This window comes from Ancylobacter sp. IITR112 (genome assembly GCF_041415945.1).
Lineage (GTDB): Bacteria > Pseudomonadota > Alphaproteobacteria > Rhizobiales > Xanthobacteraceae > Ancylobacter.
Window position 1 is genome coordinate 2,405,045 of the sequence record NZ_JBGCUS010000001.1, and the last position, 22,267, is coordinate 2,427,311.

Here is a 22,267-nt window from a genome sequence, read left to right on the forward strand (position 1 = left end):
CGAAGCCGCAGAGCCGGGATCGCTCTCCATTCTGCATGCGATCCCGGCGCGGCCTGCGGCCGTCCGGGATGACGGCTGGCGGAACCGCTGACGGACCCCACGCATGAATCTCGGCCTCGCCTTCGATCCGCTGATCCCGCTGCCCTGGCTCATCGCCGCCGCTGTGCTGGCCGGCGCCGTGGCGCTGCTGGTCGTCGTCTCGCGCACGCGCGGCTCGCTGCTGCGCGCGCTCGCCATCGCGCTGGCCGTGCTGGCGCTGGCCAATCCCTCGCTGACACGCGAGGAGCGCGAGCCGCTTTCCACCGTCGTCGCCGTCGTCGTCGACCAGAGCGCGAGCCAGGATTTCGGCGACCGCACCCAGATGACGCAGGCCGCCCGCGCCGAGCTCGACAGCCGGCTCGCCCGGCTGCGCGAACAGGGCGCCGAGATCCGCTTCATCGACGCCGGCGGCGGCGCCGGCGAGGTGGACGGCACGCGCCTGTTCACCGCGCTCTCCGCCGGCCTCGCCGATGTGCCGCCCGAGCGGGTGGCCGGCGCCATCTTCCTCACCGACGGGCGGGTGCACGACATCCCCGCCACCGTCGCCGCGCTCGGCTTCCGCGCGCCGGTGCATGCCATCATCTCCGGCCATGAGGGCGAGCGCGACCGCCGCGTGGCGCTCACCTCCACCCCGCGCTTCGGCATTGTCGGCCAGAACCAGACCATCGGCTTCCGCGTCGAGGATGAGGGCGCCCCGGCCGGCGCGCGCGTGTCCGTCACCGTGCGCCGCGACGGCGAGGTGGTGGCGCGCCCCATCGTCACCGCTGGCCAGCCGGCCGAGGTGGATGTCGAGATCACCCATGCCGGCGCCAATATCGTCGAGATCGAAGCGGCCGGGCTGGAAGGCGAACTGACCCCGGTGAACAACCGCGCCGCCGTCTCCATCGACGGGGTGCGCGACAAGCTGCGCGTGCTGCTCGTCTCCGGCGAGCCGCATGTCGGCGAGCGCACCTGGCGCAACCTGTTGAAATCCGACGCCAATGTCGATCTCGTCCACTTCACCATCCTGCGCCCGCCGGAGAAGCAGGACGGCACGCCGATCAACGAGCTGTCGCTCATCGCCTTCCCCACGCGCGAGCTGTTCCAGCAGAAGATCAAGGATTTCGACCTCATCATTTTCGACCGCTACGCCCAGCAGGGCGTGCTGCCGATGATCTATTTCGACAATATCGTGCGCTATGTCGAAGAGGGCGGCGCGCTGCTGGTGGCGGCCGGCACCGACTACATCTCCGACGGCTCGGTCTATTACACCCCGCTCGACGCCATCCTGCCCGCCGGCCCGACCGGGCAGATGACCGAGACGCCCTACCGCCCGCAGCTCACGCAGGCTGGCCAGCGCCACCCCGTCACCCGCGCCCTGCCGGGCTCGGAGAGCACGCCGCCGGCCTGGTCGCGCTTCTTTCGCCTGGTCGACACCGATGGCGCGCGCGGCACCAGCGTGATGGACGGGCCGAACGGCAAGCCCGTCGTGCTGCTCGACCGCGTCGGCGAGGGCCGCGTCGCCTTGCTGCTGTCGGATCATTTCTGGCTGTGGGCGCGCGGCTATGAGGGCGGCGGGCCGCATATCGACCTGCTGCGCCGGCTCTCGCATTGGCTGATGAAGGAGCCGGACCTTGAGGAGGAGCGGCTGCGCATGGTGGCCAGCGGCGGCGATATCATGGTCGAGCGCCAGACCATGGGCGACAGCGCCCCGCCGGTGACCATCACCACCCCCACCGGCGCCACCCGGCAGGTGACGCTGGAACCCGCCGCGCCGGGCCTGTTCCGCGTCACCTTCCCCGCCGACACGCTCGGCCTGTGGCGCGCCAGCGACGGCACCCACACCGCGCTGGTGAATATCGGCCCGCTCAACCCGCGCGAATTCGCCGAGGTAACCTCGACCACGCAGACGCTGCGCCCGATCCTGGAAGCGACCGGCGGCGGCGTCTGGCGCATGGCGGACCTCGCCGGCGGGGTGCCGCGCGTCGTCGCGGTGCGCTCGGGCGAGCGTTTCGCCGGCGAGGACTGGATGGGCCTCGCCATGCGCGATGTCTCGGTGGTGCGCGGGCTCGGCCTGTTCCCGCTCTTCGCCGGCCTCTCCGGCCTGCTGATCCTGCTCGCCGGCGTCGCCGCCGCCTGGGCGCGCGAGGGGCGGTAGGGCCGCCCCTGCGCGTGGCTTCTGCATAAGCGGGGCGCCGGGGCTGGCCCCCGCGCTTGCGACCGGTCATGTTCGTGCGCCAACGACTCGGAGCACCCATGAACCGCATCTATGGCTTCATCGCCGCCAGCCTCGATGGCTACATCGCCGACCCCAATGGGCGCCTCGACTGGCTCACCCCGTTCGACGATGTCGATTCCGGCTATGGCGCCTTCATCGCCGCGATCGGCACGGTGGTGATGGGCCGGGCGACCTATGAGGCGGTTCGGGCGATGCCCGGCGACTGGCTCTATGCCGGCAAGCGCGCACTCATCGTGACCTCCCGCCCCCTCGCCAACGCCCCTGACGGGGTGGAGGCGTGGCAGGACGGCGTGGCGGCCCTGATCGACCATGTGCGCGGGGGCGAGAGCGAGGGCGCCGCGTGGGTCGTCGGCGGCGGCGGGCTGCAGGCGGCCTTCATCGCCGCCGGCGCGTTTGATCGGCTGGACCTGTTCGTCATCCCCGTGCTGCTCGGCGGCGGCGTGCCGCTGTTCCCGCCCGGCGTCACGCCCGCCCGCCGGCTGACGCTGGAAGACACCGAGCGCTACGCCAACGGCATGGTGCGCCTGCGCTACGCGCTTTCCTGAACCGCCACCGGGGAGAACGCCTTGCGCACCGCGCCGCGCACCGCGTCCAGCGGCGTGGCGTCGAGCGGGCACACCAGCACCCGCGCCGGGTCCACCGGGCCGGGCAGGCTCACCTGCCCGCGCGGCACGCGCTGAAAGCCCATGCGGCCATAATAGGGCTCGTCGCCTACCAGCATCACCGCCCGCGCCGCGCCCTCTTCACCCAGCGCCGCCCGCGCCGCCTCCAGCGCCCGCTCCACCAGCCGCCGGCCGATGCCGTGCGAGCGGAAGGGCGGCTCGACGGTGAGCGGGCCGAGCAGCAGCGCCGGCAGTTCGCCGATCAGGATCGGCGTCAGCCGCACCGAGCCGACCAGCATGGTGCCGATGGAAGCGGTGAAGGAGAGGTCGCGCCGGTGCGGGTTGCCCTCGCGCAGCCGGAAGGCGGTGCGGGCATAGCGGCCGGGGCCGAAGGTGCGGGCGATCAGCCGCTCGATGGCGGCATCGTCGGCGGGCGTCTCGGGCAGCAGGGAAATGGAAAGCTCGGTCATCGGGGCACTCGGCGCTCAGGATCGGCGGGTCGCCGCACCGAGCGGCCGTCGATCACGGCAGCCGGCGGGCGCGGACGGGCAGGCACACGCGCGCAAGGGCGCGGCGGGCTCGCTCGTCTCGTCGTCGCTGGGCCGGCAACCGGAACATCGGGCTTTCCTCGATCGGACGCGCCCGATAGCACGGACCGCGCGCGAGGTCGAGCCGTTGCCGGCCCCGCGCGCGATGGATTAGCCTGTCCGCCTCATGACCCCGCCCGACATCCGCGCCCTCGCCCTGGAAGCCGCCACCATCGACGCCCTCGCCGCCCTGCTGATCGAGACGGTGGCGGGCGGCGGCTCGGTCGGCTTCATGCACCCGGTGGCGCCGGAAAAAGCCGCCGCCTTCGCCCGCGCCAGCCTGGAAGCGGCGGCGCGGGGCGAGCGCATCGTCTTCGGCGCCTTTGTCGACGGCGTGCTCGCCAGCACCGTGACGCTGCTGCTCGCTCTGCCGGAGAACCAGCCGCACCGCGCCGAGATCGCCAAGATGATGACCGCTCCCGCCTTTCGCGGCCGGGGCCTTGCCCGCGCGCTGCTGATCGAGGCTGAGCGCGAGGCGGTGGCGCGGGGGCGCACGCTGCTGGTGCTCGACACCGCCGAGCAGGAAGGCGCGGCCGGGCTCTATGAGAAAGCCGGGTTCATCCGCGTCGGCGCCATCCCGGATTTCGCGCTGAAGCCGCATGGCGGGCTCACCGCGACGCTGCTCTATGTGAAGCGCCTCGCCCCCGCAGGCTGATTCACCGGCATCCGCGCAAGACCGCCCTCTTCTTCGTGCAAACGGGAAAACTGGCCTCATCCGCCGCGCGCCCTATTGTCAGGGGCCTTAAAGGGAGAGCGCGCATGGGACTGCTGGTCGAGGGCAAATGGGTCGACAAATGGTACGATACCAAGAGCACGGGCGGGCGCTTCGTGCGCACCACCACAAGCTTCCGCAACTGGATCACCGCCGATGGCGCGCCGGGCCCTTCCGGTGAGGGCGGCTTTCCCGCCGAGGCCGGGCGCTACCATCTCTATGTCTCGCTCGCCTGCCCCTGGGCCCACCGCACGCTGATCATGCGGGCGCTGAAGGGGCTGGAAGACATCATCTCCGTTTCGGTGGTCGATCCCTTCATGGGCGAGGAAGGCTGGGTGTTCGCCGACCACGCCGCCCGCCGCAGCGCGGGCGCGACCAGCGATTCCGTGCTCGGCATGAAGCGGCTCTATGAGGTCTATCTCGCCGCCGACCCCACCTATTCCGGCCGCGTCACCGTGCCGGTGCTGTGGGACCGCAAGCGCGCCACCATCGTCAGCAACGAGTCGGCGGAGATCATCCGCATGCTCAACACCGCCTTCGCCGCCTTCACCGAGGACCGGCACGACTATTACCCCGACGCCCTTGCCGGTGAGATCGACGCGCTGAACGCCCGCGTCTATGACGCGGTGAATAATGGCGTCTACAAGGCCGGCTTCGCCACGACGCAGGAGGCCTATGAGGAAGCGGTCACCGCCCTGTTCACCGAGCTCGACGCGCTGGAGGCCCGGCTTGAGGGCCGCGACTGGCTGCTGGGCGAGGCGCTCACCGAGGCCGATATCCGCCTCTTCACCACGCTGATCCGCTTCGATCCGGTCTATGTCGGCCACTTCAAGTGCAACATCCGCCGGATCTTCGACTACCCGAACCTGTCGCGCTATGTGAAGGCGTTCTACGCCCTGCCGGGCGTTGCCGGCACGGTGAACCTCACCCACATCAAGCGGCACTATTACGAGAGCCACAAGACCATCAACCCCACAGGCGTGGTGCCGGTGGGGCCGGAGGTGTGGTGGGGGTGAGCGTCTCCGCTTCGCGCACTTCCCCGACGGGAATTCAATTGCGCGGTGCGACGCGGCGCTTATATTTCCGTTAGACGCATCGACCAGATCGGGCATAGCCATGTCGACGAAATCCCAGCATGTCGCGCCGCGTGGCGACAAGTGGATCGTCCGTACGACGGGTGCCGGGCGCGCCAGTGCGACTTTCGCCACCCAACAGGAGGCCGTGGCGCGCGCACGCGCGATTGCCAAGGAGCGCGGCACCGAGCTTTATATCCACGGCACCGATGGTCGCATCCGCGAGCGCATGTCCTACGGCAAGGATGCCCTTCCGCCGAAAGGGTGACATTTGCCGGAATTCGCGCGCAGCGTTTTCATCAACTGCCCATTCGACGAAGAATTCGAGCCCATTCTTCAGGCCGTGCTGTTCTGCACCGTCTATCTTGGCTTCACGCCGCGCATCGCCACGGAGAGCGGCGACTCGGGCGCGGTGCGGCTTGAGAAGATCAAGACGCTCATCGCAGAGTCGAAATACTCTATCCACGATCTCAGCCGCATTCAGGCGCGCCGCCGGGGCGAGCATTTTCGGCTCAACATGCCGTTCGAGCTTGGCCTCGACTATGGCTGCCGGCAGTTCTCGGGTGGCGAGCACCGTGCCAAGAGAATCCTCATACTGGAAGAAAGGCCCTATCGTTATCAGGCCGCCATTTCGGATCTCGCGGGCTGCGATATCCAGGCCCATGCGGGAAACTTCGCCATCGCCGTCCGAAAGGTCCGCAACTGGCTGGTGAGTGAAGCCGACATCCGCGCCGATGGCGCCACCCGCATTCTCGCCGCGTATGAAGACTTCCAGACATGGTACTATGAGCAGCAACTCGCCGCTGGCTTCTCCGAGCGTGACATCAAGGACTATCCGACGGCCGAGCTGTTGGTCGCGATGAAGCAGTGGGTCGCGGCCGAAAGGGGATCCTAGCCCCCTCACTTCCCGTCGAACCACGCCTTCCATTGCGGCACGGCGGTGGCGAAGGTGCCGCGATGCGTGGTCTTGCCGGTCGAGACCGCCTCCACCGCCGGGTTCCCCGTGCCCATCGCCCGCTGATAGGTCTGCACGAGCTGGCCGAGGCCGGGGGTGATCACCTCATCCGCCTCGCCATAATAGTTGCGCACCGGCGACTGGATCACCCAGCGATAGGCGGTGGTCGCCTTGACCAGCCGGCCATAGGCCGAGTCCGCGAAGAATTGCGGGTCGAAATAGGCCGGGCGGATCAGCTTCCTGAGGTCGGTGGGAATGGCGGCGGGGTCATAGGGCTCGCGCGCATAGGCCTTGCGGGCGATCTCATAGCTCTCCTCGGTCAGCAGCGCCCGCGCCAGCCCCGGCACGCCGTAATAATTCTCGAACGAGAAGGAGGAGAGGATGAACAGCGTCGTCACCCAGGAAGCATCGTTGGCGCGGGGAAAGTCGAGAAAGCCGCTCAGCGCGACATAGATGTCCACCGGGGCGCTGGCAGTGGCGGCGGCGTTCACCTTCACGCCCTCGGCCTCCAGCTTTTCCAGCAGCGCCATGGTGACGAAGCCGCCCTGCGACCAGCCGGCGAGATAGAGCTTCGGCGTGTCGATCTTCAGCGCCGCCAGCACCTGCCGGCTGGCGTTCAGCATGTCGGCGGTGGCCTGCTGGTGGCTCGCCTTGACCATATAGCCCTCCGGCTCGGTGGAGAGGCCGAGGCCGAAATAATCGGCGCCGATCACCACATAGCCCTGCCCGGCGAACTGCGCGACCATCAGCGCCGTCTCCGGCGACTGGTCGATGAAGGAGGGCACCTCCTGTTTCCCATACACCGTGCCGTGCTGGTAGGACACAAGCGGGAAGCTCGCGCCGGGCAGGTCGGGAATGGCGATCAGCCCGGTGGCCAGGGTCGGCCGGTTGCCGCGTTCGGGAATGAGCGAGGGGTAGGTGACGCGGTAGAGCTTCACCGCGTTGCGCGCCGGCGTATAGGCGACGCTCACCCCGGCAAAGGCCGGCATCTCCGCCGTCAGCACCGTGTTGAGGCGCGCGACATCCCAGCGTTCGAGAAGTTCATAGCGCACTCCGCCGGCCACCGTAACGGCGCCGGTCTCCTGCGCCCGCGCCGGGGAGGCGACAGCGAGAAAGAGCAGGCTGAGGAACAGGGCGAAAGGCGCGGCGACGCCGCGACGGCGGGAGAACAGGGCCATGATCTGCCGGAAGCTGGGAGTGGCGGGCCGCGCACCGGCAAGGCGCCGGCACGCCCTCGCCAGATACCACTCTCAGCCGGCCAGCGCCACGCTCTCGCTTGCCGCGGCCATCTCCGCCTCGGTGCGCTTGCGGAAGCGCACCATGGTGTACATGCCCAGCGCCACGTCGCGCTTCACCGGCAGGTCCACCGTGCCGTTGCGCACCGCCCAATTGTGCAGGCGGGCGAACTGGAATTCCGGGCGCCAGCCCAGCTTGCGGGCGCGGCGCGCGAACCAGCGCTCGAACACGGCGCGCGGGCCGTCCTCGGCGCCGAGATGGTTGACGAGGATGATCTCGCCGCCGGGCTTGAGCACCCGGGCCATCTCGTCCAGCGTCTGCTCGGGGTGCGGCACCACGGTGATGACGAACTGCGCCATGACAACGTCGAATGAATTGTCGGCGAAGCCCATATGGGCGCCGTCCATCAGGCACAGGCCCTCGACATGCGAGAGCCCTTCCTTCGCCACCTTCTCATGCGCCTTGCGCAGCATGGGCTCGGAAATATCGACGCCGACGATGCGGTTGCTGCGCTTATAGGCCGGCAGGGCGAAGCCGGTGCCGACGCCGAAATCGAGGATCCGCCCGCCGATCTGCTCCGCCGCCTTCAGCGCCGCCTTGCGGCCCGGTTCGAACACCGCGCCGAAGACGATGTCGTAAATCGGCGCCCAGCCGGCATAGGCCTCCTGGACGGTGGCGTGGTCGAGATCGGTCTTCATGCGGTTCCCCTTGCACAACCCCGGGCCGGCGCGCCCCTGCCCTTCCGTAACGTCGACTCAGGCCGAACGTGCCATCATCTCCACGTCACGTGTCAGTGTGGTGAACGGCGCCGCCGGGCGGCGGATCACCCCGCCGCCGAGCATGCGGGTGCCGGCCTCGCCATCCTCATAGAACACGCAGGCCTGCCCCGGCGCCACGCCTTCCTCGGTGCCGTGCAGCCGCACCTCGACCCCGCCGCCTTCCGCCGGGGCGAGATGGCCGGGCACCGGCGCGCGCGAGGAGCGCACCTTGACGTAAAGCTCGCGCTCGCGCGCGGCGGCCTCCTCCAGCGTTTCCGCGTCGAGCCAGTTCACCTCGTCGATGCGGATGGCGGACACGCCGAGCGCGGCGCGCGGGCCGACCACCACCTGCCGGCGGGCAGCGTCGATGCCCACCACATAGAGCGGCTCGGAGGCGGCGATACCGAGCCCCTTGCGCTGGCCGATGGTGAAACGCATCACCCCGGCATGGCGGCCGAGCACCCGCCCGTCGAGATGCACGATCTCGCCCGGCTCGGCCGCTTCCGGGCGCAGCTTCTCGACAATGGCGGTGTAATGGCCATTGGGCACGAAGCAGATGTCCTGGCTGTCCGGCTTGTCCGCCACCTTCAGCCCGAAGCTCTCGGCCAGCGCCCGCACTTCCGGCTTGGTGGTCTCGCCGAGCGGGAAGCGCAGCATGTCGATCTGCGCCTGGGTGGTGGCGTAGAGGAAATAGCTCTGGTCGCGGCTCTCGTCGAGCGGGCGGAACAGCCCGCGCCGCCCGCCCTCCAGCGCCCGGCTGGCGACATAATGGCCGGTGGCGAGAATATCGGCGCCGAGGTCGCGCGCGGTCTCCAGGAGATCGCGGAACTTCACCGTGCGGTTGCAGTCGACGCAGGGAATGGGCGTCTCGCCGGCCGCATAGGCATCGGCGAAGCGCTCGATCACCGCGTGGCGGAAGCGGCTTTCATAGTCGAGCACGTAATGGGGAATGCCGAGCTTCTCCGCCACGGTTCGGGCGTCATAGATGTCCTGCCCGGCGCAGCAGGCACCGGGGCGGTGGTGCATCGCCTCGCCATGGTCGTAGAGCTGCAGCGTCACCCCCACCACGTCATAGCCGGCCTGCGCGTAAAGCGCGGCGACGACGGAGGAATCCACGCCGCCCGACATCGCGACCACGACGCGCGTCTGGCTGGGGGCTCGGTCGGTGTCGTCGAGGCGGATCATGGGGCGGGACTGGAACCGGGAATAAAAGGGCGCGGGTGCGTCGCACTATATAGGGCACCGCGGCGAATTCATGAACCCTGTCCGACGCGGCCGGCAACGCGCGGTAACTTTATCCGACGCCACCCCGCCCGCTACCATTGCCGTTGCGACATCAAAAGTAAACAAACTCCTTCGCAACTATTAACGAAGCAGCAATCACTTAGCGCTCACGGAGTGGTGATTCGCTTAGGAGAATATTTAAATCTCCAACGCTATGCTCACTTTCATTGGTCGTGTGTATTGAGTGAGTGAAACATGACAGAACCCTATCGCCCGAGGGTGAAGTATGTAATCGGGCCGGACGGAAGTCCGTTGACCATTGCTGACCTGCCCCCGCCGAACACCCGGCGCTGGGTCATCCGCCGCAAGGCGGAAGTCGTTGCCGCCGTCCGCGGCGGGCTCCTCAGCCTGGAGGAAGCCTGCAGCCGCTATACGTTGACCACGGAAGAATTTCTGTCCTGGCAGGCCTCCATCGACCGCCACGGCCTCGCCGGCCTGCGCACCACGCGCATCCAGCAATACCGGCAGTAAGCGGCGACGGTCCCGGCTCCCTTCCCCGCCTCAGGCGAGATCTTGGAGAAACGCCGCCAGTTCGTCGCCGGCGGTTTCCACCCTTCCCACATTCAGCACGGTGAGGTCCGGCGGAGCGTCGAGCGCCGGCTCGCGCGCCAGTCGGGCGAGCACGTCCTGCGCGCTCTCGCGCCCCCGCGCGGCGATGCGCGCGGCCAGCATCTCCACCGGCGCGGTGACATGCACCGTCTTCACCCGGGCGAAGCGGCGGCGCGCCTCGCTCACCGCCGCGCGCGAGCCATTGGCGACGACGGTGCAGCCGGCGAGAATATCCTGCGCCACCTCCGCCCCCAGCGCGTAGCTCAGCCCGTTGGCCTGCCAGTGGAGCGGAAAGCTGCCGAGCGCGACGCCTTGCGCGAAGTCGCGCTCGTCCACCGCGATATGGTTCTCGGTGGCATCCGCCGGCCGGGTGATGCGCCGGCGGGCGAAGCGTATGTCGGTGCGCTCGGCCAGCCGCGCGCTTGCATAGGCGAGCAGCGTGTCCTTGCCGGCGCCCGAGGGGCCGACCACCAGCACCAGCAGGCCGGGGCCGAGCTTCTCCCCGCCGAGCTTTTCGTCCACGCCCGCTACCGCCATCACATCCGCGCTCACGAAATCCGCTCCCCCTGCCGCCACACCGCCCGCGCCGCCGGGCCGGCCCCGGCCGCCGAGACGCGGAAGAAATCCGCCCGCAGCCCCGGCGCCAGCCGGCCGCGATCGGCAAGCCCCGCCGCTTGCGCCGGGTTGGCGCTCACCATCGCCACCGCCTGCGGCAGCGTGACGCCCGGCACACGCTGCGGCAGTTCGAACACCGCCAGCAGCAGGCTGCCGGGCACATAGTCGGAGGAGAGAATATCGAGCACGCCGCGCCGCGCCAGAGTCTCGGCGGCGACATTGCCGGTGTGCGAGCCGCCGCGCACGATGTTGGGCGCCCCCATCAGCACGCGAATGCCGGCCTGATGCGATCCGTCCGCCGCGCGGTCGGTGGTGGGGAATTCGGCGATGGCCACCCCGTCGCCGATTGCTTCCGTCACATGGTCGTCAGTGGCGTCGTCATGGCTCGCCAGCACGATGCCCTGCGCGCGGGCCATTTCCACCAGCCGGGCGCGGTTGGGCCGGGCGTAGCGGGCATGCGCCTCCTGCCGCTCGGCGACGATGAGGTCGAGATCGGCGTCGCTCATGCCGCTCTTCTTCTTGTAATAGCTGCGGAACTGCGCCTCGGTCATGAACTGGCGCTGCCCCGGCGTGTGGTCCATCAGCGAGATCAGCCGCACACCTTCGCTCTCCACCAGCGCGGCCGCTTCCTCCACCACGCCGTCAGCCGTCACCTCGCAGCGCAGATGCACGAAATGTTCCGCCCGCAGCACGCCGGCCGCGCTCGCCTCGCGCACCGTGGCGGCGAGCAGCGGCGCGTCGCCATCCATGCCGGCGGCGCGCTTGTCCGGCCAGACGCGCAGGGAATCGAATACGGTAGTGATGCCGGAGGCGGCGATCTGGGCGTCATAGGCGGTCACGGCGGCGAAGGCGTTCCAGGTCACGCGCGGGCGCGGGTAGAGATGCCCCTCGACATGGTCGGTGTGCAGCTCGACAAAGCCGGGCAGCACATGGTCGCCGCCCATGTCGACGGCCCCGCGCGGCGCCGTGCCCTCGCCGATCTCGGCGATGATCCCGTCGCGCACCACGAGATGGCCGGGGCGCACCGCGTCCTCCAGCACCAGCAGGGCGTTGGCATAGACCGTCTCGTTCATCATTCCCTCACGCCGCCGCTCACGCCGCCATCTGGCCGAAGCTGGTCACGTCGATCACCCGGTCGCACACGGCTTCCCGCACTTCCGCGTCGTGGAAAATGCCGAGAATGGCGACGCCGGCCCGCTTCTTCTCCTCGATCAGCTGCACGACCACCGCGCGGTTGGCCGCGTCCAGCGAGGCGGTCGGCTCGTCCATCAACAGCAGCGGGCGATGGGCGATCAGCCCGCGGGCGATGTTCACCCGCTGCTGTTCGCCACCGGAAAAGGTGGCGGGCGGCAGGCTCCACAGCCGTTCCGGCAGGTTCAGCCGGGCGAGCAGGTCGCCCGCGCGGGCCACCGCTTCGTCAGGCGCCACGCCGTCATGGATCAGCGGCTCGGCCACCACGTCGCGGGCACCGACGCGCGGGATCACCCGCAGGAACTGGCTGACATAGCCCATGGTGGTATCGCGCAGCTTGATCAGCCGGCGCGGGGCCGCAGTGGCGACATCCACCACCTCGTCGCCGTCGCGCACGCGGATGGCGCCGTCATCGACGCGGTAATTGCCATAGACCATCTTCAAGAGCGAACTCTTGCCCGCGCCCGAAGGCCCGCCGAGCGCCACGCATTCGCCGGCATAGAGGTCGAAGCCGGCGCCGTTCACGACCGGCAGCCGTGCCCCCTCGCGCAGATGCAGGATGAAGGTCTTGGCGACGCCGGAAACGGAAAGGATGGGGTTAGTCGCCATGTCATGTCTCCCTTGTCATCCCGGCCGAAGCGAAGCGGAGAGCCGGGATCGCGGGCCGACCGCGCGCTCCCGTCGGCAGACGATCCCGGCTCGGCGCGTGCCGCGCCGTCCGGGATGACGGTGAAGAGGGGGGTGCCATGCTCACGCCGCCAGTACGGAGGAAACGAGCAACTGCGTGTAGGGCTCGCGCGGGTCGTCCAGCACCTGGTCAGTGATCCCCGTCTCGATCACCCGCCCGTGCCGCATCACCACCATGCGGTGGGACAGCAGCCGGGCGACGGCGAGGTCGTGGGTGACGATGACCACCGCCAGCCCCAGCTCCGCCACGAGCTGGCGGATCAGGTCGAGCAGGCGCGCCTGCACCGACACGTCGAGCCCGCCGGTGGGCTCGTCCATGAACACGAGGCGCGGGCGGGTGACGAGATTGCGGGCGATCTGCAGCCGCTGGCGCATGCCGCCGGAAAAGGCGCGCGGGTCGTCGTCCACCCGGTCGGCGGCGATCTCGACCTTGGCCAGCCAGTCGATGGCCTCGTCGCGGATATGGCCATAGTGGCGCCAGCCGACCGCCATCAGCCGCTCGCCGACATTGCCGCCGGCCGAGACCGCCATGCGCAGCCCATCCGCCGGGTTCTGCCGCACGAAGCCCCAGTCGGTGCGCATCAGCAGCCGCTTCTCGGCCGCGCCGAGGCTGGCGAGGTCGGCAAGCCGCCCGTCGCGCAGCCGGTAGGAAACGCGCCCGGCGCTGGCGTCGAGTTCGGTGGAGAGCAGGCCGAGCAGGGTCGACTTGCCGGAGCCGGATTCCCCGACCACGGCGAGCACCTCGCCGGGATACACCTCCAGCGACACGTCGCGGCAGCCGATACGGGCGCCGTAATTCTTCGACAGACCCTCGGCGATGAGAAGGGGTTGTTCAATCATGACGCGCCTCTCCTCTACTTCGTCTTCCCGGACGGCGCGGCACGCGCCGATCCGGGATCGCTTGCCGAAGGAAGCGCGCCGTTGTCGCGCGATCCCGGCTCTGCGCCGCTGCGCGGCTCCGGCCGGGATGACGGCATATCCGGCGCCGCCATCTCCCCCCGATGCCCCGCTTCCTGCCGCTCGTTGCAGTAATCCGTGTCGGAGCACACGAACATCCGCCCGCCGCGATCATCGAGGATCACCTCGTCGAGATAGACCCCGGTCGCCGCGCACAGCGCGCAGGGCTGGGCGAAGCGCTGAACCCGGAACGGGTGGTCCTCGAAATCGAGCGAGCGCACCCGGGTAAAGGGCGGAATGGCGTAGATGCGCTTCTCGCGCCCGGCACCGAACAATTGCAGCGCCGGGCAATCGTCCAGCTTCGGGTTGTCGAATTTCGGGATGGGGGACGGGTCCATCACATAGCGCCCCGCCACTTCCACGGGGTAGGCATAGGTGGTGGCGATATGGCCGTGGCGGGCAATGTCTTCATACAGCTTCACATGCATGAGGCCGTATTCCGCCAGCGCGTGCAGTTGCCGCGTCTCGGTCTCGCGCGGTTCCAGAAAGCGCAGCGGCTCGGGGATCGGCACCTGATAGACGAGAATCTGGCCCTCAGTGAGCGGCGTCTCAGGCACGCGGTGGCGGGTCTGAATGACCGTCGCCTCGCGGGCCGAGGTGGTGGTGGCGACGCCCGCCGTCTTCTCGAAGAAGCCGCGAATGGCCACCGCATTGGTGGTGTCGTCGGCGCCCTGGTCGATGACCTTCAGCACATCCTCCGGCCCCAGAACGGCGGCGGTCACCTGCACGCCGCCCGTGCCCCAGCCATAGGGCATCGGCATTTCGCGCGCGGCGAACGGCACCTGATAGCCCGGCACGGCGATGGCTTTCAGGATCGCCCGGCGGATCATCCGCTTCGTCTGCTCGTCGAGATAGGCGAAATTATAGGTGATTTCGGGCATGGCCCCGGTCGCGTGGGCGTTCATTCCGCCGCCTCCTTGATGCCGTCCGCCGGCCGCTCGGCTGCCTGTTCCGCGCGCATGCGGCGCACCAGGTCGAGTTCCGCCTGGAAGTCGACGTAATGCGGCAGCTTGAGGTGCTCGACGAAGCCAGTCGCCTGCACATTGTCGCAATGGGAGAGCACGAATTCCTCGTCCTGCGCCGGGGCGCCGGGCTCCTCGCCCAGTTCCTTCCAGCGCAGCGCCCGCTCCACCAGCGCCATGGACAGCGCCTTGCGCTCGCATTGCCCGAAGACGAGGCCATAGCCGCGGGTGAATTGCGGCGGCGTGGTCGCCGAGCCCTTGAACTGGTTCACGCTCTGGCATTCCGTCACCTGCACGGTGCCGAGCGAAAGCTCGAAGCCGAGTTCCGGCGCGTCGAAGATCACCTCGACATCGCCGAAGCGGATTTCGCCGACAAAGGGGTGCGAGCGGGCATAGCCGCGCTGGGTGGAATAGCCGAGCGCCAGCAGATAGCCCTCATCGCCGCGCGCCAGCGTCTGCAGCCGGGTGGAGCGGTCGACGGGATAGGAGACCGGGGCGCGGGTGATGTCGAAGGGCTCGACGCCCTCATCGGCGGGGGCGGCCTCGATCAGCCCCTCCTGCCCGAGCAGGTCGGTGACGCGCGGCATGGCGACGGGGGCATCAGCGGCCGGATCGGCCTGTCCGGTCTCATCGTCCACCTCACCGGACTCATCGGTCACGCCGAGAGAGGTATCCAGCAGCCGATGGGTGTAGTCGAATGTCGGGCCGAGGAGCTGGCCGCCCGGCAGGTCCTTATAGGTGGCGGAGACGCGCCGGCGCACCAGCATGTCAGATGTATCAAGGGCTTGCGCATAGCCGAAGCGCGGCAAAGTGGTGCGGAAGGCGCGGATGAGGAAGATCGCCTCGATCAGGTCGCCGCGCGCCTGCTTCACCGCCAGTGCCGCCAGTTCCACATCGTAAAGCGACCCCTCCGCCATCACCCGATCGACCGCCAGCGTCAATTGCTCGGCGATCTGGGCGAGGCTGATCGAGGGCAAATTCTTGTTGCCGCGCCGACGCTTAGCGAGAAGCGCGTGCGCGTTGCGGATGGCTTTTTCGCCGCCCTTGGCCGCCACATACATGGCTCAACCCTCCTTCACGGTGACGGAACGCGGCAGGCCGGCAACCCCGCCCGCCCCCGCCAGCAGAAGGTCAACCCCGAGCGGAAAGCCCGCCCGGTTCGCCGCCATGCGGTCGATGAAGTCCCCCGGTAGCGGCGTCGCGCCGAAAGCGGTGCGGCCGTTGATTCCCGGCCCTTCCAGCACCAGCCCGGCGGTGAAGGATTCCACCTGCAGGATCAGCGTCGCGGCGTCATCGGGGAACTCCGGCGAGCCCTGCGCGAAGTCGAAAAAGTCAGGCATCTCAGCGGGTTCGGCGATCACCGCGAAGCGGGCCTCGCGGGCGTCCGTGACAATCGGCGCGCCGGTGTGGAAGCGCAGGAACGCCGCCACCTCGGACGAGCGGGCCAGCGCCGCATCGAGCCAGAGCGGGGTCTCATAGTCGCACAGCGCCAGCACCAGAGCCGCCGCTTCAGGGTTGAGCGGCGCCGGCGGGGTGAGCGTGGCCGTGATCGGCTCGACCCGGCCGGGCCGCGACAGCGCCCACATGGCGGCACGGAAGCTCGCCTGCGAATCGAAGACCGGATCGTCGAAGCCCGTGGCCATAAGTGTTTGCGACATATCAATCTTCCCCGCGCACAAGGGTGAAGAAGTCGACCTTGGTGGCCGCCGTTTCCGCCCGCACCTGCGCCGCTTCCGCCGCCAGCCGCGCCCGCACCGGCCCGAGCGCCGCCTCCACATCGGCCCGCCGGACCTCGTCCTGCCACAGCGCATCGAGAATGGCGGCGGCGCGCGCCGCCTTCACGTCGCGCCCGAGCCGATAAGCAAAGCCGCTGGCACCGCCCTCCAGCCGAACGGCGGCGCGGGAAACCGTCGCCTCGCCGAGATTGAACGGCGCACCGTCGCCGCCGGTCCGACCGCGCAGCATCACCAGCCCCACCTCCGGCGGCTTGAGATCGGAAGCGGAAGGCAGGGGGGCGAAACCGGCCAGAACGGCCTCAAGCTCGTCCCGCCCGGCGCGCGCCATCAGCGCCATCGCAGCCTGTCGGGCGGCGTGCAAAGCCGCATCGCCACTGGGTTTCGAGGGGGAAGCCTGCATGTGAAAAATCCGCTGACGTGCCGTTAAGGCCGTTTACTTTTCGGCGGATTTGTATATTCATCTATACAAATAGGCAAGCGCAGTTTCTGCAGCGCGGTGGAAAATATGGACCTGACCAACGACAGCGCGGTGACACCGCCGGCCTTACCGGCCGAGGATGTGACACGCGGCACCGGCGTCGCCCTGTGGAAACAGATCGCCGAACGGATCGAGGCGGAGATTGTCGACGGGCGCCTCGCCCCCGGCGTCCGCCTGCCGACGGAAAACGAGCTGGCAGAACGGTTTGGCGTGAACCGCCACACGCTCCGGCGCGCGCTCGCCCATCTCACCGAACGGCGGCTGATCGAGGCGACGCCCGGGCGCGGCACCTTCGTAAAGGAGCCGCCGATCCGCTATCCCATCGGCCCGCGCACCCGCTTTTCCGAGATCGTCGCACGCGAGGGCCGCGCGCCCAGCGGCAGGCTCATCGGTTCGCGCATCGAGCCGGCCTCCACCGAGATCGCGCAGGCTCTGGGCCTCGCCCCCGGCGCCGAGGTGCTGCGGGTGGACATGATCCGCGAAGCCGATGGCGTCCCCATCACCGTCGCCTCGCACTGGTACGAGGCCGAGCGCTGCCGCGACCTCGATCTCTTGGTCGCCGCCACCGGCTCGGTGACGCGGGCGCTGGAAACGCTCGGCCTCGGCGATTACCGTCGGCTGGAAACCCGCATCACCGCCCGCCCCGCCGATGAGGAGGATTGCCGCCTGCTCGCCCTCCCCGCCGGGCGCACCGTCATGGTACTGGACGCCATCAATGGCGATCCCCAGCGCCGCCCGATCCAATATTCGCGTGCCCGCTTCTGCGCCGACCGGGTGCAGCTCGTGGTGAAGAACTGAAAGGACAGATCATGGCCGCCCTCACCCGCCTTGAGGACCTTCGCGCGCTCTATGGCGAGGTGCGCGAACGCAGCCGCCGCAAGGTGTTGCCGGCCATCGACCCGCACTCGCGCGCCTTCATCGGCTTCTCGCCTCTGGTCATGCTGTCCTCGATGGGCGCGGATGGCCGCGCCGATGTCACCCCGCGCGGCGACGCGCCAGGCTTCGTCGCGGTGGAAGACCCCTCCACCCTGCTGCTGCCGGACCGGCCCGGCAATAACCGGCTGGACACGCTCACCAATCTGATCGCCAATCCGGCGGTCGGCCTGCTGTTCCTCATTCCCGGCGTCGACGAGACGCTGCGCGTCAATGGCCGCGCCGAGATCCGCGACGACGCGGATCTGCTCGCCCGCTTCATCGTCGACGGCAAGGCGCCAAGGACGGTGCTGTGCATCGCGGTGGAGGAGGTTTATATCCATTGCGCCAAGGCCTTCATGCGGTCGGGCGCGTGGAATCCCGACAGCTTCCTGCCGCGCGACAGGCTGCCCAGCATGGGCGAGATCATGCGCGACCAGCTCGGCATGGCCAGCGCCGAGACCCAGGCCGAGATGCTGGAGCGCTACCGCGCGACGCTGTACTGAGGTCCCGCCAACGGCCCATTAACCCGATCGCGCCATGATGGGGCGAGGGAAACGGGGATCAGCGCGATGGACGACGAGCGCCTGCGGGGCGAGACGCCCGGCCTGTCGCTGCGCGAGGCGATCCGCGCCGCGCGGATGGAGGCGGCGGAGCGCTCCGGCGTCATCGTCGAGCTGCGCGACGCCACCCTCGCCCGCCTCTCCATGCTGAACGAACTGCTCGACCCGGTCTTCGCCCAGGTGCCGCTGGAGCATGCCGACCTGTTCGACCGCGGCCTGATGCCGGGCGAGATCCCGCGCCTGTTCATCGACATGGTCGCGCATGTGACGCTGGCGCGCGACCGGCGCACCTACCGCTTCCTGCAGGATGCCCGCTCGGGCCGGCATGTGCTGGCGGAAAGCGCCAACCCCAACGACATTGTCGACGCGGTGACGCGCTATATCGCCCGCCGGTTGATCGCTCGCGAACAGGCCATGGTGAGTATCGGCGCGCCGGCTGAAATCGCTCCCATCGAACCGCACCCCGCGCCGCATCGCCCCCCACCAACGCCGGAGCCGCCCCGCCCCCGCGGTGCCGCCTTGCCCTTCCTTCTGGGGCTAGCGCTCGGCGCCCTCGCCATGCTCGCGCTGGCGGCGTTTTATCCTGATATCACAGACCGCTTGTGGGCCCGGTGATCACCCGCGTGCCGCGCGTGGCCACCGTTGTCTCGCCACGCTGGAAGCCGCGCGCCTCCAGCGTGCAGCGCCAGGGGAAAGCCCCGTCGGACACACGCTCGATGCGGTAGAGATGATAGCCGCCCGGCCAGTGGCGGTCTTCCGGTCCGGCAGCGAAGGACGGCGCCTCGACGACCGGGATCAGGCCGGAATGCGGGCCGGGTATCATCTCCACCATCGGCACATGATCATGGCCGCAAATGACGAGTTCCGCCCCGTGGCGGGCGAGTACCTCGCGCACACGCCCTTCATCGACCAGCCGCTTGTGCCCGGCGCGGATACCGGCAGGCGGATGATGGATCATCACCACCCGGAACGCGCCCTCGGCGCCGAGCTGGTCCAGCACCGCAGCCAGCCGCTCGCGCTGGGCCCGCCCCACCTTGCCGGTCGCCATGAACGGCCGAGTGGGAATGGCGGAGGACACGCCGATCAGCGCCACCTCGCCACGTCGCCGGACGAAGGGGAAGGCGCTCTCATCGGTCACATCGCCATTCACCCCGTCGCCACGCATATAGTCGCCCCAGTTGAGGAGCGAATGGTGGGCGGTGGAGCGGACATAGGCATCGTGATTGCCGGGCACGACCGTGACATCCGGCCCCTCACCCAGCGATTTCAGGAAGTTCAGCCCGGTGGCGAACTCGGCCGCGAGGCCGACATTCACGAGATCGCCGGTCACCGCGATATGATCGGGCGCCATCGCCTTGATGTCGTCCACCAGCAGGTCGATCGTGGCGATGGAGAAACGGTGCTGGCGGCCGCGCCGCCAGTTGAGCACGCCAAGCGCCCGCTTTCCGGCCAGCTCGGCGAAGCGAGCGCGCGGCAGCGGTCCCAGATGAGCGTCGGTGACATGGGCGAGGACAAACACGCGGGCATCCTTATCAGCCCGGAGCGGGGAAAGGAAAGCGCCGACGGTCACGCTGATCGCAGCCCGCCGGCGCCGATGACACCTTTCCAGCGGCTTTTCGTCCGGCTCGCCCACCGCTGGAGCCGCCTTACCCGGAGCGTCACCCTTGGCGTGCGGGCGGTGGTGAGGGACGCAAACGGCCATGTCCTGCTCGTTCGCCACACTTATGTCCCGGGCTGGCACCTGCCCGGCGGTGCCGTCGATCGCGGGGAGAGCGCGGATGAGGCGGTCACGCGGGAACTTTTCGAGGAAGCCGCCATCACCGTCACCGCCGCCCCGCGCTTGCTGGGCATTCTGCTCAACCGGCACCTCGGGGCGCGCGATCATGTGGCGCTCTATGTCGTGGAAAGGTTCGAGCGCCACACCGACTGGACGGCGAATCGCGAAATCGCCGCCATCGGCTTTTTCGACCTCGCCGCCCTGCCGCCGGACATCTCGCCGGCCACGCGCCGGCGCCTCGCCGAACTACGGGATGGCCGTCCCGTCGCTTCCCATTGGTGACGCTGGCGGGGGGCAATGCACTTTCCCGCCTTGACACCGTCGGGGCCGCTTCCTTATATCGCGCCACTTCGCGCATCGGTTCGCCGGTTCGCTGTGGCGGGGTAGCTCAGCTGGTTAGAGCACGGGAATCATAATCCTGGGGTCGGGGGTTCAAGTCCCTCTCCCGCTACCACTCGAACCCGAGACTTTTCAACGGGTTAGCGAAGTCTTCCAAGAGAACACCGAGAGAACATGCGACGCCTCGTGCGACTTTCGCCGGGGGTCGCACGGTCGCATGTGCGACCTTTGTTCTCAAACCCCATGAATCGGCGTGCGACGGACACGGGATTTCCGGGGCGTCACACGGCGCTGCCGCGCTGCTCCATCCAGTTCATCAGCTTGCTGATGGCGGTGTCCGCCATTTCGGGGTGCAGCGCCAGATAGTGCTTGAGCACGGTGTGGATCGAGGCCAGCGAGTGACCGGTGATCGACGCGATTTGCAGCACGTTGCATTCCGCCCGGGCCAGCCATGTCACCGCCGTGTCGCGCAGGTCCTGGTCGCGCTTGGTGGCGACCGAGGGACACGGCTGCAGCCGCCAGTTCTCGGTGCCGGTGGGCTGCTCCGGCCCCAGCTCGGTGCCGAGCGATGTGTGCACCAGGCCGCGCGCGGCGACCTCGCGCACCCGCATGAAGACATGCTTGTACCAGTCGCGCAGGAAGGGGCGGCGCCCGGTCTCGTCCACGATCACCAGCCGGCGGGCGCGTGCGTCCGCCTCCTGCTGGCTCTCCCTGCCCTCCGGCCGGCCGACCAGCGGCATGGAGAAGCGGCGGCGCTCCGCCGCTTCCAGCCGGGCGGCGAGTTGCGGCGCCGCCGGGATGGCGACGACGGCGCCGGTCTTGGACTGGCGGAACACCAGGCGCTTGGCATCGTCCGTGCCGGCGCGCTCATAGGCCAGACGGTCGTTCTGCCGCTGGCCGGTGAACAGGCCGAACAGGATGGCGTCGCCGATCTCCGGCCGGCCCCAGGCATCGGCGGCGGCGACCATGGCGGCGATCTCGAAATCCTCCCACACGCACAGGCGCGGTTCCAGCATCGGCTTTTCCAGCCCGATCCACGGATTGAGGGTGATGCCGCCGCGCCCGCGCGCCTTGGCCCATTTCCAGAGGCTGGACAGCACCGCCACGGCCGAGCGGGCGGCGGCAAGGCCGCGCTCCTCCCACATGCGGTCGAAGATGGCCTGCGCCAGCTGCGGCGTGATGGCCGGCGGCGGCTCCTGTGCCAGCGCGGGATCATACTTCCACAGGCTCGCCAGCTTGCCCTTGTAATCCGCCGCCGTGACGGCCGAGAGGCCGGCTTCCACGCGCTTGCCCTTGACCTCGCCGCCCCGGAATTTGGGGCTCTCGAACCATTCGTCCGCGAGGCCCTGAATTGTCTGGTGGCGCGGGCGGCGGATGGCTGGCAGGCGGCCGGTTTCCGCCTTCGCCTTGCGGCGCCCCGCCACCTCGGTCGCGCGGGCATGCGCCCATTCCGCGGCTTCCTGCGGGCTCATCCATCGCCCGTCCGCGTGGCGAAGATCCTCGCCCTTGTAACCGAGCTTGCGCAGCTTCGGCCCCGGGTTGAACCGGGGCCGGCCGTCGCGCCAGCTCACATTGGGTATGCGTATGGTGAGCTTCGCCATGGAAGCCGCCCCCCTGCCCTTGCCCGTCTGCACGGGGGCGGAGTCTAGCTTCTTGCGGGCGCGCGTCGAGCGGGTCATGCAACGAGCCTCCGGTTCTCAAGATCAATCCGGCCGTTGTCGAACATGTGGAACATGTCCAGCAGGTAGACCGGGTCGCCCGGAAGCCAACGATGCAGGTTCCAATAGGCCAACAGCTGAGGTCGAACGTTCGGCCCGTAAGCTGCCAGCCGCGCTCGTGCGCGACGCCAGAGTGCAGCGCGCTTGTCGCGATAATCCTGCATCCAGATCGCTTGCGCCAGCGCACGCTGCTCCATCACATCATCGACCGGCTGGAAGGTCGCGGCGATCTCGTCGGCGAACAAGGGAAGTCGCTCGATCTCGCGCCTCTGCCAACGGCGTACCGCCGCCCGCTTACGCGGCGTGTCCACGAACGGCT

General features: G+C 69.0%; 26 protein-coding genes and 1 tRNA gene. 12 read left to right on the plus strand and 15 right to left on the minus strand.

Annotated elements, in window-relative coordinates; all coding sequences use genetic code 11:
- Positions 1-103: 103 nt before the first annotated feature.
- On the plus strand, positions 104-2,176 hold the full coding sequence (locus AAC979_RS11485; protein ID WP_371346953.1) for a hypothetical protein: 2,073 nt from the start codon (positions 104-106) through the stop codon (positions 2,174-2,176).
- 98 nt (positions 2,177-2,274) lie between these two features.
- The gene (locus AAC979_RS11490) at positions 2,275-2,802 is read left to right on the plus strand and encodes a dihydrofolate reductase family protein (protein ID WP_371346955.1); all 528 of its coding nucleotides are present in this window, start codon (positions 2,275-2,277) and stop codon (positions 2,800-2,802) included.
- On the opposite strand, the gene AAC979_RS11495 is transcribed toward AAC979_RS11490, so the two are convergent.
- Positions 2,787-3,329: a GNAT family N-acetyltransferase gene (locus AAC979_RS11495; RefSeq protein WP_371346956.1), complete on the minus strand. Its 543-nt coding sequence runs from the start codon at positions 3,327-3,329 to the stop codon at positions 2,787-2,789. The two genes, AAC979_RS11490 and AAC979_RS11495, sit on opposite strands and share 16 nt — an antisense overlap.
- 244 nt (positions 3,330-3,573) lie before the next feature.
- On the opposite strand from AAC979_RS11495, the gene AAC979_RS11500 reads away from it, so the two are divergent.
- From AAC979_RS11500 to AAC979_RS11515, 4 genes are all read left to right on the plus strand, one after another.
- Positions 3,574-4,101, plus strand: coding sequence for a GNAT family N-acetyltransferase (locus AAC979_RS11500; RefSeq protein ID WP_371346957.1), 528 nt, complete (start codon positions 3,574-3,576; stop codon positions 4,099-4,101).
- A 104-nt stretch (positions 4,102-4,205) separates the two neighbouring features.
- Positions 4,206-5,174 carry a glutathione S-transferase family protein gene (locus AAC979_RS11505; RefSeq protein WP_371346958.1) on the plus strand — a complete coding sequence of 323 codons (969 nt, stop codon included), beginning with the start codon at positions 4,206-4,208 and terminating at the stop codon, positions 5,172-5,174.
- A 100-nt stretch (positions 5,175-5,274) separates the two neighbouring features.
- Positions 5,275-5,499, plus strand: a complete 225-nt coding sequence (locus AAC979_RS11510) for a DUF2188 domain-containing protein (RefSeq protein WP_371346960.1) — start codon at positions 5,275-5,277, stop codon at positions 5,497-5,499.
- Positions 5,500-5,502: 3 nt separating this feature from the next.
- Positions 5,503-6,126, plus strand: coding sequence for a hypothetical protein (locus AAC979_RS11515; RefSeq protein ID WP_371346962.1), 624 nt, complete (start codon positions 5,503-5,505; stop codon positions 6,124-6,126).
- Positions 6,127-6,131: 5 nt separating this feature from the next.
- Here AAC979_RS11515 and AAC979_RS11520 read toward each other — a convergent pair whose 3' ends face one another.
- The 3 genes from AAC979_RS11520 to mnmA all read right to left on the minus strand — a co-directional run bounded on the left by AAC979_RS11520 (position 6,132) and on the right by mnmA (position 9,365).
- A complete protein-coding gene (locus tag AAC979_RS11520) occupies positions 6,132-7,364 on the minus strand; it encodes an alpha/beta hydrolase family protein (RefSeq protein WP_371346963.1) in 1,233 nt (410 codons plus the stop codon).
- 72 nt (positions 7,365-7,436) lie between these two features.
- Complete coding sequence (locus tag AAC979_RS11525; RefSeq protein ID WP_371346964.1) at positions 7,437-8,120, minus strand: class I SAM-dependent methyltransferase; 684 nt, start codon at positions 8,118-8,120, stop codon at positions 7,437-7,439.
- A gap of 57 nt (positions 8,121-8,177) precedes the next feature.
- On the minus strand, positions 8,178-9,365 hold the full coding sequence (gene mnmA, locus AAC979_RS11530; protein WP_371346965.1) for a tRNA 2-thiouridine(34) synthase MnmA: 1,188 nt from the start codon (positions 9,363-9,365) through the stop codon (positions 8,178-8,180).
- 294 nt (positions 9,366-9,659) lie between these two features.
- Between mnmA and AAC979_RS11535 the strand changes: the two genes are divergently transcribed.
- On the plus strand, positions 9,660-9,935 hold the full coding sequence (locus tag AAC979_RS11535; RefSeq protein ID WP_244375589.1) for a DUF1153 domain-containing protein: 276 nt from the start codon (positions 9,660-9,662) through the stop codon (positions 9,933-9,935).
- 30 nt (positions 9,936-9,965) lie between these two features.
- Here the strand turns inward: AAC979_RS11535 and phnN are convergent, their stop codons facing one another.
- From phnN to phnG, 8 genes are all read right to left on the minus strand, one after another.
- On the minus strand, positions 9,966-10,565 hold the full coding sequence (phnN, locus tag AAC979_RS11540; protein WP_371346966.1) for a phosphonate metabolism protein/1,5-bisphosphokinase (PRPP-forming) PhnN: 600 nt from the start codon (positions 10,563-10,565) through the stop codon (positions 9,966-9,968).
- Positions 10,562-11,701 (minus strand): alpha-D-ribose 1-methylphosphonate 5-triphosphate diphosphatase, encoded by a 1,140-nt coding sequence (locus AAC979_RS11545; protein WP_371346967.1) that lies wholly within the window; start codon positions 11,699-11,701, stop codon positions 10,562-10,564. The genes phnN and AAC979_RS11545 overlap by 4 nt, the downstream gene beginning before the upstream one ends.
- A gap of 19 nt (positions 11,702-11,720) precedes the next feature.
- Positions 11,721-12,428 carry a phosphonate C-P lyase system protein PhnL gene (gene phnL, locus AAC979_RS11550; RefSeq protein WP_371346968.1) on the minus strand — a complete coding sequence of 236 codons (708 nt, stop codon included), beginning with the start codon at positions 12,426-12,428 and terminating at the stop codon, positions 11,721-11,723.
- Positions 12,429-12,569: 141 nt separating this feature from the next.
- Positions 12,570-13,346, minus strand: coding sequence for a phosphonate C-P lyase system protein PhnK (phnK, locus tag AAC979_RS11555; RefSeq protein ID WP_371346969.1), 777 nt, complete (start codon positions 13,344-13,346; stop codon positions 12,570-12,572).
- 14 nt (positions 13,347-13,360) lie between these two features.
- Positions 13,361-14,368: an alpha-D-ribose 1-methylphosphonate 5-phosphate C-P-lyase PhnJ gene (locus tag AAC979_RS11560; RefSeq protein WP_371346970.1), complete on the minus strand. Its 1,008-nt coding sequence runs from the start codon at positions 14,366-14,368 to the stop codon at positions 13,361-13,363.
- Positions 14,365-15,486: a carbon-phosphorus lyase complex subunit PhnI gene (locus AAC979_RS11565; RefSeq protein WP_371346971.1), complete on the minus strand. Its 1,122-nt coding sequence runs from the start codon at positions 15,484-15,486 to the stop codon at positions 14,365-14,367. The genes AAC979_RS11560 and AAC979_RS11565 overlap by 4 nt, the downstream gene beginning before the upstream one ends.
- A 3-nt stretch (positions 15,487-15,489) precedes the next feature.
- A complete protein-coding gene (gene phnH / locus AAC979_RS11570) occupies positions 15,490-16,083 on the minus strand; it encodes a phosphonate C-P lyase system protein PhnH (RefSeq protein WP_371346973.1) in 594 nt (197 codons plus the stop codon).
- Position 16,084: 1 nt separating this feature from the next.
- The gene (phnG, locus tag AAC979_RS11575; protein ID WP_371346975.1) at positions 16,085-16,561 is read right to left on the minus strand and encodes a phosphonate C-P lyase system protein PhnG; all 477 of its coding nucleotides are present in this window, start codon (positions 16,559-16,561) and stop codon (positions 16,085-16,087) included.
- A 105-nt stretch (positions 16,562-16,666) separates the two neighbouring features.
- Here phnG and phnF point away from each other — a divergent pair, with 105 nt between their 5' ends.
- The 3 genes from phnF to AAC979_RS11590 all read left to right on the plus strand — a co-directional run bounded on the left by phnF (position 16,667) and on the right by AAC979_RS11590 (position 18,729).
- Positions 16,667-17,437 carry a phosphonate metabolism transcriptional regulator PhnF gene (phnF, locus tag AAC979_RS11580; RefSeq protein WP_371346976.1) on the plus strand — a complete coding sequence of 257 codons (771 nt, stop codon included), beginning with the start codon at positions 16,667-16,669 and terminating at the stop codon, positions 17,435-17,437.
- Between the two features lie 11 nt (positions 17,438-17,448).
- Complete coding sequence (locus AAC979_RS11585; protein ID WP_371346977.1) at positions 17,449-18,057, plus strand: pyridoxamine 5'-phosphate oxidase family protein; 609 nt, start codon at positions 17,449-17,451, stop codon at positions 18,055-18,057.
- Between the two features lie 66 nt (positions 18,058-18,123).
- Complete coding sequence (locus tag AAC979_RS11590) at positions 18,124-18,729, plus strand: hypothetical protein (RefSeq protein ID WP_371346978.1); 606 nt, start codon at positions 18,124-18,126, stop codon at positions 18,727-18,729.
- On the opposite strand, the gene AAC979_RS11595 is transcribed toward AAC979_RS11590, so the two are convergent.
- Positions 18,704-19,633, minus strand: a complete 930-nt coding sequence (locus AAC979_RS11595; RefSeq protein WP_371346979.1) for a metallophosphoesterase — start codon at positions 19,631-19,633, stop codon at positions 18,704-18,706. The two genes, AAC979_RS11590 and AAC979_RS11595, sit on opposite strands and share 26 nt — an antisense overlap.
- On the opposite strand from AAC979_RS11595, the gene AAC979_RS11600 reads away from it, so the two are divergent.
- Together AAC979_RS11600 and AAC979_RS11605 are read left to right on the plus strand one after the other, a co-directional pair.
- Positions 19,616-20,173 (plus strand): NUDIX domain-containing protein, encoded by a 558-nt coding sequence (locus AAC979_RS11600; protein ID WP_371346981.1) that lies wholly within the window; start codon positions 19,616-19,618, stop codon positions 20,171-20,173. The two genes, AAC979_RS11595 and AAC979_RS11600, sit on opposite strands and share 18 nt — an antisense overlap.
- 95 nt (positions 20,174-20,268) lie before the next feature.
- Positions 20,269-20,345, plus strand: a tRNA-Met gene (locus tag AAC979_RS11605).
- Positions 20,346-20,511: 166 nt separating this feature from the next.
- On the opposite strand, the gene AAC979_RS11610 is transcribed toward AAC979_RS11605, so the two are convergent.
- On the minus strand, positions 20,512-21,909 hold the full coding sequence (locus tag AAC979_RS11610) for a hypothetical protein (protein WP_371346983.1): 1,398 nt from the start codon (positions 21,907-21,909) through the stop codon (positions 20,512-20,514).
- Positions 21,906-22,259 (minus strand): hypothetical protein, encoded by a 354-nt coding sequence (locus AAC979_RS11615; protein ID WP_371346985.1) that lies wholly within the window; start codon positions 22,257-22,259, stop codon positions 21,906-21,908. The genes AAC979_RS11610 and AAC979_RS11615 overlap by 4 nt, the downstream gene beginning before the upstream one ends.
- Positions 22,260-22,267: the final 8 nt, after the last annotated feature.